Annotated in this window: 13 protein-coding genes and 1 riboswitch; of the genes, 10 read left to right on the forward strand and 3 right to left on the reverse strand. The window is 73.8% G+C overall.

Annotated elements, in window-relative coordinates; genetic code table 11:
• The first annotated feature begins 113 nt into the window (after positions 1 to 113).
• From ACFPA8_RS24310 to ACFPA8_RS24350, 9 genes are all read left to right on the forward strand, one after another.
• Positions 114 to 332, forward strand: a complete 219-nt coding sequence (locus ACFPA8_RS24310; RefSeq protein WP_386451845.1) for a hypothetical protein — start codon at positions 114 to 116, stop codon at positions 330 to 332.
• A gap of 174 nt (positions 333 to 506) precedes the next feature.
• A riboswitch (cobalamin riboswitch) is annotated at positions 507 to 638 on the forward strand.
• 198 nt (positions 639 to 836) lie between these two features.
• On the forward strand, positions 837 to 1817 hold the full coding sequence (locus ACFPA8_RS24315; RefSeq protein ID WP_386451847.1) for a cobalamin biosynthesis protein: 981 nt from the start codon (positions 837 to 839) through the stop codon (positions 1815 to 1817).
• Positions 1814 to 3499, forward strand: coding sequence for a cobyric acid synthase (locus ACFPA8_RS24320; RefSeq protein ID WP_386451849.1), 1686 nt, complete (start codon positions 1814 to 1816; stop codon positions 3497 to 3499). The genes ACFPA8_RS24315 and ACFPA8_RS24320 overlap by 4 nt, the downstream gene beginning before the upstream one ends.
• A gap of 5 nt (positions 3500 to 3504) precedes the next feature.
• A complete protein-coding gene (locus tag ACFPA8_RS24325) occupies positions 3505 to 5796 on the forward strand; it encodes a magnesium chelatase subunit D family protein (protein ID WP_386452337.1) in 2292 nt (763 codons plus the stop codon).
• Positions 5796 to 6395, forward strand: a complete 600-nt coding sequence (gene cobO / locus ACFPA8_RS24330) for a cob(I)yrinic acid a,c-diamide adenosyltransferase (RefSeq protein ID WP_386451851.1) — start codon at positions 5796 to 5798, stop codon at positions 6393 to 6395. Before ACFPA8_RS24325 ends, cobO begins: the two co-directional genes overlap by 1 nt.
• Before the next feature lie 166 nt (positions 6396 to 6561).
• A complete protein-coding gene (locus tag ACFPA8_RS24335; protein ID WP_386451853.1) occupies positions 6562 to 7992 on the forward strand; it encodes a cobyrinate a,c-diamide synthase in 1431 nt (476 codons plus the stop codon).
• Positions 7989 to 8585 carry a cobalamin biosynthesis protein gene (locus ACFPA8_RS24340; RefSeq protein WP_386451854.1) on the forward strand — a complete coding sequence of 199 codons (597 nt, stop codon included), beginning with the start codon at positions 7989 to 7991 and terminating at the stop codon, positions 8583 to 8585. The genes ACFPA8_RS24335 and ACFPA8_RS24340 overlap by 4 nt, the downstream gene beginning before the upstream one ends.
• Positions 8582 to 9493: a sirohydrochlorin chelatase gene (locus ACFPA8_RS24345; RefSeq protein ID WP_386451856.1), complete on the forward strand. Its 912-nt coding sequence runs from the start codon at positions 8582 to 8584 to the stop codon at positions 9491 to 9493. The genes ACFPA8_RS24340 and ACFPA8_RS24345 overlap by 4 nt, the downstream gene beginning before the upstream one ends.
• On the forward strand, positions 9483 to 10751 hold the full coding sequence (locus tag ACFPA8_RS24350; RefSeq protein ID WP_386451858.1) for an aminotransferase class I/II-fold pyridoxal phosphate-dependent enzyme: 1269 nt from the start codon (positions 9483 to 9485) through the stop codon (positions 10749 to 10751). Before ACFPA8_RS24345 ends, ACFPA8_RS24350 begins: the two co-directional genes overlap by 11 nt.
• A gap of 55 nt (positions 10752 to 10806) precedes the next feature.
• On the opposite strand, the gene ACFPA8_RS24355 is transcribed toward ACFPA8_RS24350, so the two are convergent.
• The 3 genes from ACFPA8_RS24355 to ACFPA8_RS24365 form a co-directional block, all read right to left on the reverse strand.
• Positions 10807 to 12219: a carboxyl transferase domain-containing protein gene (locus ACFPA8_RS24355; protein WP_386451860.1), complete on the reverse strand. Its 1413-nt coding sequence runs from the start codon at positions 12217 to 12219 to the stop codon at positions 10807 to 10809.
• On the reverse strand, positions 12212 to 13651 hold the full coding sequence (locus ACFPA8_RS24360) for an acyl-CoA synthetase (RefSeq protein ID WP_386451861.1): 1440 nt from the start codon (positions 13649 to 13651) through the stop codon (positions 12212 to 12214). The genes ACFPA8_RS24355 and ACFPA8_RS24360 overlap by 8 nt, the downstream gene beginning before the upstream one ends.
• Before the next feature lie 171 nt (positions 13652 to 13822).
• Positions 13823 to 15211, reverse strand: coding sequence for an SLC13 family permease (locus ACFPA8_RS24365; RefSeq protein ID WP_386451865.1), 1389 nt, complete (start codon positions 15209 to 15211; stop codon positions 13823 to 13825).
• A 296-nt stretch (positions 15212 to 15507) separates the two neighbouring features.
• Between ACFPA8_RS24365 and ACFPA8_RS24370 the strand changes: the two genes are divergently transcribed.
• A complete protein-coding gene (locus ACFPA8_RS24370) occupies positions 15508 to 16230 on the forward strand; it encodes a FadR/GntR family transcriptional regulator (protein ID WP_386451867.1) in 723 nt (240 codons plus the stop codon).
• The last annotated feature ends 102 nt before the right edge of the window (positions 16231 to 16332 follow it).

Raw genomic sequence — 16332 nt, forward strand, 5'->3', positions numbered from 1 at the left:
GAGCCGGCAGACCGAATCCCACGGACCGGACCGCACATTTCAATCCGCAGACCGAACCGCACAGCAGACCGGCGGCAGCCGGACTTCTGCCGGACCTCAGACAGGGAAACGCTATGGACATCGACTGGGCAGCGCTCGGCCAGGTATTCGGCGTCAGCCTCGTGGCCACGGTCGGCCTGGTGGGCGTGTTCACGCTCGGCATCGTGAACGGCTCCGCCGGGAAGAGCCACGGCGGCAGCGCGTCGGCGCTCGCACGCACCGGGGCGTACGCCTGCTACGCGCTGTGCGCCGCCGCGGTGGCGTACGGCATCTACATCATCACCGCACCGTGAACTCCCGCCCGCCGGCGGGCTTCTAGGCACCACGGGCAACACGGAGAAGGGGTACGGGCATTCGCCCGTACCCCTTCTCCGTGTGTCTGCTCACAGTCTTCCGCCGCAGGTCAGCGGCGAGTTGACGCCCCCTCCCGTACGTGGTGGACTGCCCGTTGCCCAACGGCGGCTGGAGAGGAAGCCGGTGAGAATCCGGCGCGGTCCCGCCACTGTCACCGGGGAGCGAACCCCAAGCGAAGGTCACGGCCGAGAGCAACAGCAGGCCGGAAGGCCGGGGGACGCTGCGATCCGGGAGCCAGGAGACTCTCGCCGCCGGTACGTCGAGCCAGGGCGAGGACCCTGAGTGAGGACTCCGCCATGCGTGGCTTTCCGGCCGCAGCTCTGCCCGTAGTCGCCCCCGCCGGTCCCGTACCCGGACTTCCGCGCCCACGCCTTCCTCGTGCCGGCCGCCCCGGACTCCGTGCGGCCGGCCCCGTCCGCCGGGACCCGACGGCGCGCTGAGACATGCGAGTTCATCGCGCGTACGCCGGGGGCGCGGTCCTCGGCTACCTGGGTGACATGCTTCTGGGCGACCCGCGCACCGGACACCCCGTCGCCGCGTTCGGACGGGCCGCTGCCGCTGCGGAGCGCGCCCTGTGGCGCGACTCCCGTGCGGCGGGCGCGGCTTACGCGGCACTCTGCGTCGCGGGCCCGGCCGCGACCGCGGCGCTCCTCACGCGCGGTGTCCGCCGGACCGGCCGGACCACCGCCTTCATCTCGCTGTCGGCGGCGGTGACATGGACCGCGCTGGGCGGCAACGGGCTGAGCACGGCGGCGCGTTCCGTCGAGGCGGCCCTGGAAGCGGGAGATGTGCCGAGCGCACGGCGCCTGTTGCCGCAACTGTGCGGCCGTGACCCGCAGTTGCTGGACGCGGAGGGGATCGCCCGCGCCGTCGTCGAGTCGGTGGCGGAGAACACCTCGGACGCCGTCGTGGGCGCTCTCGTGTGGGGGGCGCTCGCGGGCGTCCCCGGCATGACGGCCTTCCGCGCCGCCAACACGCTCGACGCCATGGTGGGTCATCTCTCCCCGCGCCACCGGAAGTTCGGCTGGGCCGCGGCGAGGCTGGACGACGTGGCCGGGTGGCCCGGCGCGCGTCTGACATCCGCACTCGCCGCGTTCGCCGGACCGTGCCCGCGCGGTGCCGTACGCGCCTGGCGGAGCGACGCGCGCAGGCACCCCAGCCCCAACGCGGGCCCGGTGGAAGCCGCGTTCGCGGGTGCGCTGGGTGTACGGCTGGGCGGCACGCTCAGCTACGGCGGACGCACCGAGCACAGGCCGGTGCTCAACTCCCCCGGACGGGCCGTGCGTACCGGGGACATCGCACGCGCCGTGCGGCTCTCGCGGCGCGTCGGGCTCCTCTCGCTGGCCTTCACCACGGCCGTGGGCGTGGCGGGGCGGCTCGCCGTGGCGGGGACTCGTACGGACGGGAGGAGTCGGACGACGTGACGGGTACGGAGAGACCGCGCGGGGGTGCGGGCAGCGGTACCGGGAGCCGGGGCGGTGGGCTGCTGGTCGCCGGCACGACGTCCGACGCGGGCAAGAGCGTGGTCACGGCGGGCATCTGCCGCTGGCTGGCACGCAAGGGCCTGAAGGTCGCACCGTTCAAGGCCCAGAACATGTCGCTGAACTCGTACGTGACACGGGAGGGCGCCGAGATCGGACGGGCCCAGGCCATGCAGGCCGCGGCCGCCCGGACCGAGCCGACCGCGCTGATGAACCCCGTGCTGCTCAAGCCGGGCAGCGACCGCAGCAGCCAAGTGGTGCTGCTGGGCAGGGCAGTCGGTGAACTCAGCGCACGTGGCTACCACTCGGACCGGCAGGAGAGGCTGCTGGGGACGGTCACCGACTGCCTGGAGGAGCTGCGGCGCACGCACGACGCGGTGATCTGCGAAGGCGCGGGGAGCCCTGCGGAGATCAACCTGAGGCGCACCGACATCGTCAACATGGGGCTGGCACGCAGCGCTCGTCTGCCCGTCGTGGTCGTCGGCGACATCGACCGCGGCGGGGTCTTCGCGTCCTTCTTCGGTACGACGGCGCTGCTCGCGGCAGAGGACCAGGCCCTCCTCGCGGGCTACCTGGTGAACAAGTTCCGCGGCGATGTGTCGCTGCTGGAGCCCGGGTTGGAGATGCTGCGCGGACTCACCGGGCGGCCCGTGCTGGGGGTTCTGCCCTGGCAGCACGGCCTGGGAATCGACGAGGAGGACGGGCTGCGCATCTCCCTGCGCGGCACCGTACGGGAGTCGGCGGCGGACGGACCGCACGGAACGGACGTGCTGCGCGTCGCCGTCGTACCGCTTCCGCTGATGTCGAACTTCACCGACGTCGACGCGCTGGCCGCCGAGCCGGGTGTCGTCGTCCGGTTCACCGACCGTCCCGAGGAACTGGCCGACGCGGACCTGGTGGTGCTGCCCGGCACCCGCGGGACCGTACGGGCGCTGGAGTGGCTGCACGCGCGTGGGCTCGCGAACGCGCTGCGGCGGCGGGCCGCGGCGCAGCGGCCCGTGCTGGGCATCTGCGGCGGGTTCCAGATACTCGGTGGACGCATCGAGGACGAGGTCGAGTCGCGGGCGGGAACCGTGGACGGCCTCGGGCTGCTGCCCGTCCGCGTCCGCTTCGCCGCCGGGAAGACCCTCGCCCGCCCGTCCGGTTCAGCTCTCGGTGAGCATGCGGAGGGGTACGAGATCCATCACGGTGTCGCTGAAGTGCTGGGCGGAGAAGCCGTGTTCAGCGACGGACGAGGCGAGCCGCTGGACGGCTGCCGGGCCGGGACGGTGTGGGGGACGCACTGGCACGGCTCGCTGGAGAGCGACGGCTTCCGGCGCGCGTTCCTGCGCAGGATCGCCGACGACGCGGGCCGTACGGGCTTCGTCCCCGCGCCCGGCACGAGCTTCGCGGCCCTGCGCGAGGAGCAGTTGGACCGCCTGGGCGACCTCGTGGAGGAACACGCCGACACGAATGCGCTGCTGCGGCTGATCGAGTCGGGGCCACCCGCCGGCCTGCCGTTCGTCGCACCCGGGGCGCCGGGAGATTTCCACGATGCCGGAGACGGCCAAGACAGCCGAGACGGCCGAGACGGCCGAGACGGCCGGGACAGTCGAGACTGCCGAGACGCGGGAGCGAACTCATGAGCACCATACGGAGCCCCTACCCCTTCTCAGCGATCGTGGGCATGTCCGACCTGCGGCTGGCGCTGCTGCTCAACGCCGTCTCCCCGGCCGTCGGCGGCGTGCTGGTCCGCGGTGAGAAGGGAACCGCGAAGTCGACGGCCGTGCGCGCGCTGGCGGCGCTGATGCCGGAGGTCGCGGTCGTACCCGGATGCCGGTTCTCCTGCGACCCGGCCGGGCCCGACCCCGACTGCCCCGACGGGCCGCACGAGCCCGGCGGCGGAAGCATGCGGCCCGCGGCGATGGTGGAGCTGCCGGTCGGCGCCTCCGAGGACCGTCTGGTGGGTGCGCTCGACATCGAACGGGCGCTGTCGGAGGGGGTGAAGGCCTACCAGCCGGGCCTGCTGGCCGACGCGCACCGCGGCGTGCTGTACGTGGACGAGGTCAACCTCCTCCACGACCACCTCGTCGACCTGCTGCTGGACGCCGCCGCCATGGGCGCCTCCTACGTGGAGCGTGAAGGGGTGTCCGTACGGCACGCCGCACGGTTCCTGCTCGTCGGCACGATGAACCCCGAAGAGGGCGAGCTGCGGCCGCAGTTGCTGGACCGGTTCGGGCTGACCGTCGAGGTGACCGCCTCGCGTGACACCGCCGAACGTGTGGACGTCGTACGCCGGAGGCTGGCGTACGACGCGGATCCGGCCGGGTTCAGGGCGGGTTGGGCCGAGGAGGAGCAGTCGCTCCGCGAACGCATCGCAGCGGCACGGGAGTTGCTGCCCGAGGTACGGCTCGGCGATGCGGCGCTGCGTCAGATCGCGGCGACGTGCGCAGCCTTCGAGGTGGACGGCATGCGCGCCGATCTGGTCATGGCGCGTACCGCGACCGCCCTGGCCGCCTGGGCCGGACGTACCGACGTCGTGGCCGACGACGTACGGCAGGCCGCTCTGCTGGCGCTCCCGCACCGGCGCCGGCGGAACCCCTTCGACGCTCCCGGCCTGGACGAGGACAAGCTCGACGAGACCCTGCGTCAGCACAGCCAACCGGACGACGGCGGCGACGACGACGGCGGCGACAACGACGACGACCCAGACGACACCGGCGGCACCGACGACAGCGGGGGTGGCGGCCCGGACGACGACGGCGGCGGACCATCGGGCGAGGACGCCCCCGACGAGACCCGGGACGGCGCGGAGGAACCGTCGCTCCCCGAGCCGCGTCACGCCGAGGACCAGCCGCGGGAGCCGTCCCCCGCCTCCGGTGAGTCCCCGCACGAAGGCGCGGACGACGGGCAGGACACGGAGGACGGGACCGGCGGGCAGCCGGCCGCCCGGCCCGGTGAGAAGCCCCCGGCCCGGGCGGCCGAGCCGTTCCGGGCCCGGACGCTCTCCGTGCCCGGCCTGGGCGAGGGCGCCGCAGGCCGCCGCTCCCGCGCGCGCACCGCGCACGGCCGCACCACGGGTGCCCGGAGGCCCCGGGGCACGCTCGGCCGGCTGCATGTGGCGGCCACCGTGCAGGCCGCGGCGCCGCACCAGCACGCCCGCGGACGGAGCGGACGCGGGCTGGTCCTGCGGCGCGACGATCTGCGGGAGGCCGTGCGCGAGGGGCGCGAGGGCAATCTCGTCCTGTTCGTCGTGGACGCCTCGGGCTCGATGGCCGCCCGCAGACGGATGAGCGCGGTCAAGGGAGCCGTGCTGTCACTGCTGCTGGACGCGTATCAGCGGCGCGACAAGGTGGGCATGGTCACCTTCCGGCGCTCCGGCGCGGAGGTCGCCCTGCCGCCGACCTCGTCGGTGGAGGCCGCCGCGGCCCGTCTGGAGTCGCTGCCCACCGGCGGACGCACCCCGCTGGCCGCCGGGCTCCTCAAGGCCCGCGACGTGCTGAGGGTGGAACGCATGCGCGACGCGGCGCGCCGTCCGCTGCTGATCGTCGTCACCGACGGGCGGGCCACCGGCGGCACCCGGCCGGCCCTGCAGGCGCAACGGGCCGCACGTCTGCTGGAGGCGGACGGCACGGCGTCGGTGGTGCTCGACTGCGAGGCCGGGCCCGTACGGCTCGGGCTGGCCGGTGAACTCGCCCGCGACCTCGGGGGAGCCGCGGTGACGCTCGACGAACTGCGGGCGGACGCCGTCACCGATCTCGTACGGCACGCCACCGGCTCCCGGCCCCGTGCCCGGACGGAGGCCGCACCCCCGCAGCAGCAGCGGACGCCACGGGACCGGGCCGGGAACCGGACTCACGACCAGAGGCAGGCCGGGGACCCGGCCCGGACACGAACAGGGACACGGGCGGGGACACACGCCCGGCCAGGGAGGACCGCGTAATGCCGAAGGGACAGCCGAGCACCGTACCCGAGGACGGCCTGACCACCCGGCAGCGCCGCAACCGCGCCCTGGTGGCCGTGCACACCGGAACCGGCAAGGGCAAGTCGACCGCCGCGTTCGGTCTCGCGCTGCGGGCCTGGAATCAGGGCTGGCCGATCGGGGTCTTCCAGTTCGTGAAGTCGGCCAAGTGGAAGGTCGGGGAGGAGCGGGCCCTCCGGGTGCTGGGCGAGAGCGGTGAAGGCGGCCCGGTGACCTGGCACAAGATGGGCGCGGGCTGGTCCTGGATCCAGCGGGACGGCGAGATGGACAGCCAGGAGGCCGCCCGCGAGGGCTGGGAGCAGGTCAAGCGCGACCTGGCCGCGGAGACGTACCGGCTGTACGTCCTCGACGAGTTCGCGTACCCCCTGCACTGGGGATGGATCGACACCGGCGAGGTGACCGGCGTACTGCGGGACAGGCCCGGCACCCAGCACGTGGTCATCACCGGGCGCAACGCTCCGCGGGAGCTTCTCGACGCGGCGGACCTGGTCACCGAGATGGCCAAGATCAAGCACCCCATGGACGCGGGCCAGAAGGGCCAGCGGGGCATCGAGTGGTGAGCGGCGGCACGGCACGCGCCGTGGGCGGGGTGTCCGCGGCCTCCGGGGTGCCGGGGGCGTACCGCCCAACCGGTCGTGGGCGTACGGCAGTCGGCGCACGCATGCCGCAAGTGTCCCCCGATGCACGTCGGCCGGGCGCGCCGCCCGCGACGGGAACGGCGCGGACATGGGCAGCGTGAGCATTCCGCGTCTCGTCCTCGCGGCCCCCTCGTCCGGCAGCGGCAAGACGACCGTCGCCACCGGCCTCATGGCCGCGTTCGCAGACGCGGGCGTGTCCGTGTCCCCGCACAAGGTCGGGCCGGACTACATCGACCCCGGCTACCACGCGCTCGCGACCGGACGGCAGGGCCGCAACCTCGACGCCTATCTGTGCGGTCCGGAGCGGATCGCGCCGCTCTTCGCGCACGGCGCGGCAGGAGCCGGACTGGCCGTCGTGGAAGGGGTGATGGGCCTCTTCGACGGTGCGGCCGGAGCCGGGGAACTGGCGTCGACCGCACACGTCGCGAAGCTGCTGCGGGCTCCCGTCGTACTCGTGGTGGACGCCTCCTCGCAGTCCCGCTCGGTCGCCGCGCTCGTGCACGGCTTCGCGTCCTGGGACCCGGAGGTACGGGTCGCCGGCGTACTGCTCAACAAAGTCGCCTCGGACCGGCACGAGGAGCTGCTCCGCGAGGCGATGGAGGCCTCGGGCGTGCCCGTGCTCGGCGTGCTCCGGCGCGTTCCCGCGCTGGGTACGCCCGCGCGTCACCTGGGCCTGGTGCCGGTGGCCGAGCGTACGGCTGAGGCGGTCGAAGCCGTACGAGGGGCCGCCGCGCAGGTACGGCGGGGATGCGACCTCGAAGCGCTGCTGGCGCTGGCGCGAACGGCTCCGCCGCTCCCCGTGACCCCGTGGGACGCCGCAGCGGAGCTGACCTCGGGACCGGCCGCCGACGCGGACACGCCCGTCGAGCACACCGGCCCACGCGAGGTGCGAGCAGGCGGCCGGCACCGCCGCCCGGTCGTGGCGGTCGCGGGAGGCCCCGCGTTCACCTTCTCCTACGCGGAACACGGGGAGTTGCTGCGCGCAGCGGGGGCGGACGTCGTCCACTTCGACCCGCTGCGGGACGAGGAACTGCCCGAAGGCACACGGGGGATCGTCATCGGTGGCGGATTCCCCGAGGTCTACGGGCCGGAGCTGTCGGCGAACAAGGCGCTGCGCGGCGAGGTCGCACGGCTCGCCGCCGAGGGCGGCGCCGTCGCGGCGGAGTGCGCCGGACTGCTCTACCTGACCCGGGAGTTGGACGGGAACGAGATGTGCGGCGTGTTCGACGCGACCGCGCGGATGACGGACCGGCTCACCCTCGGCTACCGCGAAGCCGTCGCCGTGGGAGACAGTTCGGTCGCGGCGGCGGGGACCCGGGTCCGTGGCCACGAGTTCCACCGGACCGCCGTGACCCCCGGCGCGGGAGCCGAACCGGCCTGGGGGCTGGTGCGGCCCGAGCGTCGTACGGAAGGCTTCCTCGGCGGCGTACGGGGCGATGTCCACGCCTCGTACCTGCATGTGCACTGGGCCGCCGCCCCCTGGACGGCCCGCCGGTTCGTCGAGAGGTGTGCCGCATGAAGAATCCCGTCACAGGAGCCGACACCGCCGAAGGCCCCGAGCAGGGCAGCGATCCGGCCGAAACGGATCGCGAACTCGCGTCGGCGCAGCGGATGTTGACGGTGGGCGTCGGCGCAAGCCGGGGAGTCGCCGGCGACGAGGTGCTCGGACTCGTCAGGCGCGTCCTCGACGAGGGCGGCCTCCCGGCCGCGTGCGTCAGGGAGTTGGCCACGGTGGACGCCAAGGCCGGCGAACCCGGGCTGCTGGCCGCCGCCGACCGGCTGGGAGTACCGCTGCGCACCTATCCGTCCGGCGCGCTCTGCGCGGTCGACGTGCCGACGCCCTCGGAGCTGACGCGTACGGCGGTGGCGACGCCTTCCGTGGCGGAGGCGGCGGCGCTCCTCGCCTCCGGCGAAGGGGGGCGTCTGCTCGTACGCAAGACGTCGTCCGCGGGGCCGGGCCGGGCCGCGATGGCCACCGCCGCAGTGGCCACCGCGGCCATGCCGAGCGCCGTCGGAGCCCCGCTCGCCGTGCCGGCGGGCGGAGCCACCGGCACGTGGGCAGGCGGGGACGGGCGTGGCCGCGGACGGCCCGGCGGCAAGGAGGCGGAATGACATCCCCGCCGGCACTCCTCCTCGTCTGTGACGTCTCCCGCGACCGGGGAGCCGCGGAGGCCTTCCGCTCTTTCGTCGACGAACTCGCAGGCGATCACGCGGACTTGACGGTGGCCGGAGCTCTGCGGGAACCCTCGGGGCCCTCCGTGTCCGACGCCGCCGCGGCACTGGCGGCCGAGGGCGCCACACGTATCGCCGCTGTGCCGCTGACGCTGGTGTCCGACGAGTTCGCCGAACGCGACGTGCCGGCCGCCCTGAGTCGTGCGGAGGAGGAACACGAGGGCCTCTCCTGCACCGGTGGCGCCGCGCTGGGCCCGCAGCCGGCGATGCTCGCGCTGCTGGAGCGGCGGATCGAGGAAGCGCTGAGCCGCGGGGCCGCGAGCGGCGGGGGCTCCGGGAACAGCAGGGACGACGGGAACGGCAGTGAGGACGGGAACGGCATCCCGGCCGCGCGCACACCGGACGACCGTGCCCGCATCACCGTGCTGCTCGTGAGCCCTGGTTCCACCGACGCCCACGCCAACGCCGAGGTGCACAGAGCGGCCCGGCTGCTGTGGGAGGGGCGTGGCTACGAGGGCGTGGAGCCGGCGTTCGTCACCTCCGCCGCCCCCGATGTGGCCTCCGCCCTGGACCGGTGCCGGAAGCTGGGAGCACGGAAGGTGGTCGTGCAGCCCTGCTTCCTGTTCGCCGGGGACCTGTCCGAACGGGTCCGGCAGCAGTCGGAGGGATGGGGCCTGGCCAACCCGCAGGTCGAGGTGGTCGTCGCCGGGGTCGTCGGCGCGGACGCCGCGCTGGCGGAGGTCGTGCTGGAACGCTACCGGGAGACCGTTCGGCGGATGCCGGGGCGGCCGCAGGAACCGCACGGCACGGAGGACGGGGCAACTCGTCCCGGCAGCCATGCACGCTGAGCCGCCGTCGACAGCGGCGGCGACCGCCCGGTGCCGGAAGCCGGACGTCTCCGGTCTGCGGCACCATGGCGACGCCGAACTGCGCGACGCCGGGCCGGGGTTGACCGATCTCGCGGTCAACGTGCGCGCGGGCACGCCACCTCCCTGGCTCAAGTCCCGTCTCGCCGCGTCACTCGACTCGCTGGCCGCCTACCCGGACCAGCGGGACGCCCGCCGGGCGGTCGCCGCCCGGCACGGCGTGGCCGAGGATCAGGTTCTGCTCACCGCGGGGGCCGCCGAAGCGTTCGTGCTGCTGGCCCGCGCTCTGCACAGCGCCCGGCCCGTCGTGGTCCACCCCCAGTTCACCGAGCCGGAGGCGGCGCTGGCGGACGCCGGGCGGAACGTGCGCCGAGTCCTGCTGGGCACCTCGGACGGTTTCCGCCTGGATCCCTCGGCGGTGCCGGAGAGCGCCGACCTGGTCGTCGTCGGCAACCCCACCAACCCGACGTCCGTGCTCCACCCGGCCCGCGTGCTCTCCCGGCTCGCCCGGCCGGGACGGACTCTCGTGGTGGACGAGGCTTTCATCGACGCGGTACCGGGCGAAGCCGAGTCCCTGGCACCGATGTTGGCGGGGCGAGGCGCACCGGCTCACCCGGCGTCGCCGGAAGAGGCGTCACGGGACGAGGAAGCACGGGACGAGGCTCCGCGGGAGGACGAACCGCGGGAAGAGGACCCGCGGGAAGAGGACGCGGACCCGTACGCACAGCCCGGGCAGCAGGTCCTGCCGACGCGGCCGCTGCCCGGACGGCTCGTCGTGCTGCGCAGCCTCACCAAGACCTGGGGGCTGGCGGGGCTGCGCATCGGCTACGTGCTCTCCGACGCCGGGACGATCGCCGACCTCGCACGGCACCAGCCGCTGTGGCCCGTCTCGACTCCCGCTCTGACGGCGGCCGAAGCGTGCTGCGAGCCCGCGGCGCTGGCCGAAGCGGAGGCGGCAGCGCGGCAGATCGAGGCGGACAGAGCCCGTCTGCTGGACCGGCTGCGCGAGTTCGCTCCGGCAGGGCTGCTCGTGGCGGGACGTCCGCGCGCACCGTTCGTCCTCGTGCGTCACCCGCGGGCGGCCGCCCTGCGGGAGGAGTTGCGCACGCGGGGCTTCGCCCTCCGCCGGGGCGACACCTTCCCCGGTCTGGGGCCGCAGTGGCTTCGGATCGCCGTACGGGACGGGGAGTGCACGGACCGGCTGGCGGCGGCCCTCGCCGACGTGCTCGGCCATCCCTGAGGGCCCGTACGACGCCCGGCGTGGCCCCGCAGCCCCGCGCCGGTACGACCACCGGTCACGCGGCGCTGCTTCGCGGCTCCGACCCCTGCCGCGCCCGCGCCCCCACCACGCCCCGCGCGATGCCGAGCCGCACCACGTCCTGGGGACGGAGCCACAACTCGTCGGCGGTACGCGGCACTTCGTCCGGAGTCCGCTTGAGGATCGCCGCGGCCAGTTCGGGAGCGATGACGGAGAAGTAGCTGTCGGGAGTGACCCACAGCCTCCCCGGCGCCGCGAGGGCGAGCGCGCCCCCCGATCCGCCCTCCCCGATGAGCAGCGACGTGACGGGCACGGCCGCTTCGGCGACGGCCGCGAAGGCGTCGGCGATGGCCGGTCCCGCACCCGCGTGCTCCGCCTCCGCGTCGTTGGCCGCACCCGGGGTGTCGATGAGCGTGAGCACGGGGATGCCCAGCCGGTCCGCGGTGCGGATCAGCCGCGCCGCGGTACGGAAGCCGGCGGGGCGGGTAGCCGTTCCGCACTGCGCGGCGTAGGCGACCGTACGTCCCTCGCGCCGTCCGAAGCCGCAGAGCATTCCCTCGTCGACGCCGCCGCAGCGGTCGCCGCGTACGTCCTCGCGCGTCTCGAAGTAGTCGTCCAGATAGGCCGTGGCGGGCGGCCGTCGAGCGTCACGGGCGCGCGCCACGGCCTCCTGCCCGTCGGCCGGGACGGAAGCGGGGCTTCCCCCGGGCAGGGCCTCGGGAGGAGGCGGAGCGGCGCCGGAGCCGCCGGTCAGCAGCGTGAGCCACCGCGCGAGTGTCCCCCGCAGCTCCTCCTCCCCCACGATCTGGTCGACGTGTCCCGCTTCCCACTGCCCCTCCGCCGAGTAGGGCCGCGGGTCGACGCCCTGCGGACGTACCCGGGAACCCGCGAAGGCGACCTGTGCGCCGGGGAGCGCGAGCACCACGTCCGCGCCGGCACCGAGCGTGGCCCAGCCGCCGCCGGTGGCGGGGTCCCGCAGCACGGCGAGCTGCGGCACCCCCGCACGCCGCGCGAGCATCGACTCCTGCGCGACACGCTGCAGTTGGGACAGAGCAACCATCCCCTCCTGCATACGGCTGCCGCCGGTGGCGATGAGGGAGACCACGGGCATCTTGCGTGCGCGGGCCTGCGCGTAGGCCGCGGCGACGCGGTCGCCCGTGCGGGCTCCCAGCGAGCCGCCGAGGAAGCCGAACTCGAAGGAGATCAGCACCGCTTCGACGTCCCCGACCACGGCCGTTCCGCACACCACCGACTCGCTCTCGCCGGTGCGTTCCGCGGCGCGTTCGCGGGCCGCGCCGTAGCCGTTCCAGGCGAGCGGCCCGTCGGTCGCGTGGTGGCCGCCCGGGCCCGGCTCCGCCGCGGTGCCGGGGAGTTCGGTGAAGCCGCTGGAGACGGCGCGGATCACGCCGCGCGCCGACAGGCCCTTGCGGGGGCGGGCGCCGTCACTCATGGAGCGCCCGCTTCATCAGCTTGCCCATGTCGTTGCGGGGCAGCGCGTCGCGGAACCGCACCACGCGGGGCCGCTTGTAGGGCGTCAGCTGGGAGGCGACATGCTCGGCGAGCTCCTGCTCACCGGGCTGCCTGGAGCCGGGAACGATCCAGGCCACGATGCGTTCCCCGAGGTCGTCGTCGGGCTCACCGGTGACGGCGGCCTCCCGGACGTCGGGGTGTTCCAGCAGGACGTTCTCGATCTCGCCCGCACCGATCTTGTAGCCGCCGCTCTTGATGATGTCGGTGGCCTTGCGGCCGACGATCCGCACGTAGCCGTCGGGGTCCCGGGTCGCCATGTCGCCCGTCCGGAACCAGCCTCCGTCGAAGGCCTCCGCGGTGGCGTCGGGGCGGTTGAGGTACTCGGTGAACAGGTTGCGGCCCCGGACCTGGATCTCGCCGACGGTCTCACCGTCGCATTCGCCGACGCTCCGCCCGTCCTCGTCCACGAGCCGCACCTCGACGCCGGCCAGCGGAACGCCCACCGTGCCGGGACGGCGCTCCCCGTCCGAGCGGACGCTGGTGTTCATCAGGGTCTCCGTCATGCCGTACCGCTCCACGATCTGCTGACCCGTCGCCGCGGCGATCCGCCGGTGGTCGTGGACGGGCAGGGGGGCGGAGCCGGACACCAGCAGGCGGGCGCCGGCGAGGGCCCGGGCGAGTCGCTCATCGTCACCGACCTCCTCGGCGATGCGGTGATACATCGTCGGTACCCCGAAAAGCATGGTGCCCTCACCGCTCAGCGCGTCCCTGATGCCGTCGGTCGAGAAACGGCCCAGGTGGCGCAGCGTCCCGGCACGGCGCAGCGGCCCGAGGACGCCGAGGATGAGGCCGTGCACGTGGAAGAGCGGGAGAGCGTGCACGAGCACGTCGTGCTCCGTCCACGCCCAGGCGTCCTCGAGTGCGTCGAGGGTGCAGGCCAGCGCACGGCGTGGGAGGACGGCGCCCTTCGGCGGGCCCGTGGTGCCCGAGGTGTAGACGATCAACGCGGGGGTCTCCTCGCCGGGTTCGGCGGGAAGCGGCGGCGCAGGAGCGGCCGGCGGCGCCGCGGTGACGTCCGTCCGGGGGAGCGCGTCCAGCACCGAGGGGAGAGCAGTCTCCGGCTCGGCGAGCACGAGGGCGGGTTTGCTGTCGCCGACGATGTGCGCCAGTTCGCGCTCTCCCACCTTCGGATTCACCGGTACGGCCGGCGCGCCGGCGAGGAGGGCGGCTACCACCGCGACGCTGGTGTGGAGGGTGGGGGTCGCCCAGACCGCGACGCGCTCCCCAGGGGTGAGTTCCTGGGCCAATGTGCCTGCCGCTGCGGCGAGTCCGGCGTACGTGAGGGAGTGGTCGCCGAAGTCCAGGGCGGTCTTTGCGGGCGGGGTGCTCAGCGCCGGGAAGAGGGTGGACACGGTGGCATTTCCTCGCAGTCTCGCTGGTGCGGCAGCGGGTGGTCGGTCGGGTTCGCGGGTCGGTCCGGGAGACGGGCCGGCCGGTGGGCCGGGGGCTCTCGGGCCGGGGCCTTCGCGGGCCGGGCTTTCGCGGGCCGGCCCCGGAGTGCGGTTACCCGGGGAGTCCGGGGGTCACCCGAAGCCGGGGACGACGATCGCCAGCCAGACGAGGGCGGGGACCGCTGCCGTGACGACGCCGCCGTAGATCATGAGCTGACGGAAGAAGCGGTCCCTGTCGACCTCCTCGGCACTGGCCAGGACCAGGGCGCCGTTGGTCGAGAACGGACTGACGTCGACGACGGTCGCGGACACGGACAGAGCGGCGACCATCCCCACGACGCCGATCTCGCCCTTCTCCAGGAAGGGCACCACGAGAGGGATGAGCGCACCGATGATGCCGACGGACGAGGCGAACGCGGAGACGAAACCGCCGATGTAGCAGAAGAGCAGTGCCGCGATCAGCGGCACGCCGATGGCGGCGACGCCCTCTCCGGCCCATTCGATGGTGCCCATCTCGTCCAGGACGTTGACGTACGTGAGCATGCCGCAGACCAGGAGCACAGTGGGCCAAGTGATGCCGTTCACCGCCTCCTTGCTGTCCTGGGGCCAGATCACGGCGAGGAGGACGGCGAGGGCGATGGCGGTCAGGCCCGCGTCGAGGTCGAAGACGAGGACGGCGACGACCAGCAGGACGAGCCCGGAGAGGGTGGCCAGCCGGGCCGGGGTCGGCCCGGCCGTTCCGCCGGGCTTCTCCCCGGTGGCGCCGGCCGGCTGCACGGTCGCGACGGGGCGCGCGCTTCCGGCAGGGCCCGTGGCCGTTCCGTCTCCCCCACCGGTTACCGGCTTCTCGGGGGCGCCCGCGCCACCGCCTGCACCCGCCGCCTCTGCGGTGTCCCCCGCGAGGGATGCCTCCGAACCGCGAAGGCGCATGCCTCCGCAGGCGACGAAGATGACCGCCGCGATGACGAGGTTGACGACGAGGCTGGCGCCGAACAGGGCGAGTTCACTGCCCGGCAGACCTTCCCTGGCGACGATGCTGTTCACCGTCGAGCCGTAGATGCTGATCGGGGAGAAGCCACCCGCCTGCGCGCCGTGCACCACCAGCGCACCCATGAGCAGCGGGTGGATGCGGTACTTCGCCGCGAACCCCATGGCGAGCGGCGCGATGATGGCGACAGCTGCGGGGCTGACGGCGCCGATGGCGGTCAGCACGCCCGTGACGGCGAACATCACCCACGGGATGAGCACCACCCGGCCGCGCACCATCCTGATTCCGGCGTGCACGAGCCAGTCGGTCGTGCCGTTGGCCCGTGCGATCGCGAAGAAGTACGTGACGCCCACCAGCACCACGAACAGGTCGCCGGGGAAGCCGGCGAAGACCTGCTCGGCGTCGAAGCCGGCGGCCAGGGTGCCGACACCGAAGGCGGCGGCGAAGGCGAGAGCGCCCATGTTGACCGAGCGCGTAGTGGCGATGACGAAGATCACCGCCAGCACCAGGATCGATATGAGTTCGGCGGACATGGGGCTCCCGTCGTCGGGCCCGCGAGCGGATCGTCTCGGGGGAAGTTCGCTGTGGTGGGTGAGGGCCGAAATCCGGCCGTTGCTGGGCGAGCGCGGGTGCCGGAGCCCTCGTGGGAGGACCGGGAGGCAGCCGAAAATTGGCCAATTGGCCGACTGGTCAAGTGGCTGAACCACGTTGAGCCGCGCCGTCACCGATGTCAATGACTGCGACAGAATTGGTTCGTCCACTCGACCATTGAGCCTTTGATCCACGCTGCTAGGCTCCGGCCACGGGGCAGCAGACCGAGGGGGCCCGCATGACCGACGACTCACTGCGACCGATGGCGCGTCCTCGCCTCTACGAGCAGGTCCTGGACCGCCTCAGGGCGTACGCCCTCGAACAGCGGCTCGGCGCTGGCGACAGACTGCCGCCGGAACGCGAGCTGGCCCAGCGCCTGGGCGTCAGCCGGGCCTCCGTGAAGCAGGCCGTGGTCGTCCTGGAGGTGCAGGGCCTCGTCGAGACCCGGCACGGCGGCGGGACGTACATGGTCGGCGGCACTCTCGACGCGGAACCCGTCGAACGGCTGGTGGAACGCCGGCGGCGGCTCCCCGACGTCCTGGAGGCCCGGGAGGCGCTGGAGACCAAACTCGCCGAACTCGCGGCCGAGCGCCGCACGGAAGAGGACCTGAAGGCGATGCGTACCGCCCTCAGCGACATGGAGGCGGACATCGCCGCCGGAGGACACGGCGTCGAGGGCGACCGGCAGTTCCACGCTGCTGTCACCGCGGCCGGGCACAGCTCCCTCCTCGCGGAGTTCATGCGCTCGATCTCCGAGTCGGTCGCCGAGAGCCGCACCGAGTCACTGCGCCAGCCCGGGCGCCCCACCCGCTCGCTCGACCAGCATGTGCGCATCCTCGAGGCCGTCCGGGCAGGCGACCCCGCAGCCGCCGCCGCCGCGATGCGCGACCACGTGAGGACTGTCGCCAAGGTGCGGCTCCTGGAGTGGAACCCGGACGAGAAGGCCGAACCGCACGAGTAGCCACGGACACCCGCCGGCCCGGGGCGGTCCGAATCGGACGGTCCGGAACAGGACGGTCCGGAGCAGGGACGATCCGGAACGAAACCAGGGCGCGACAGGACG

Source organism: Streptomyces ovatisporus (genome assembly GCF_042653885.1).
GTDB lineage: Bacteria > Actinomycetota > Actinomycetes > Streptomycetales > Streptomycetaceae > Streptomyces > Streptomyces ovatisporus.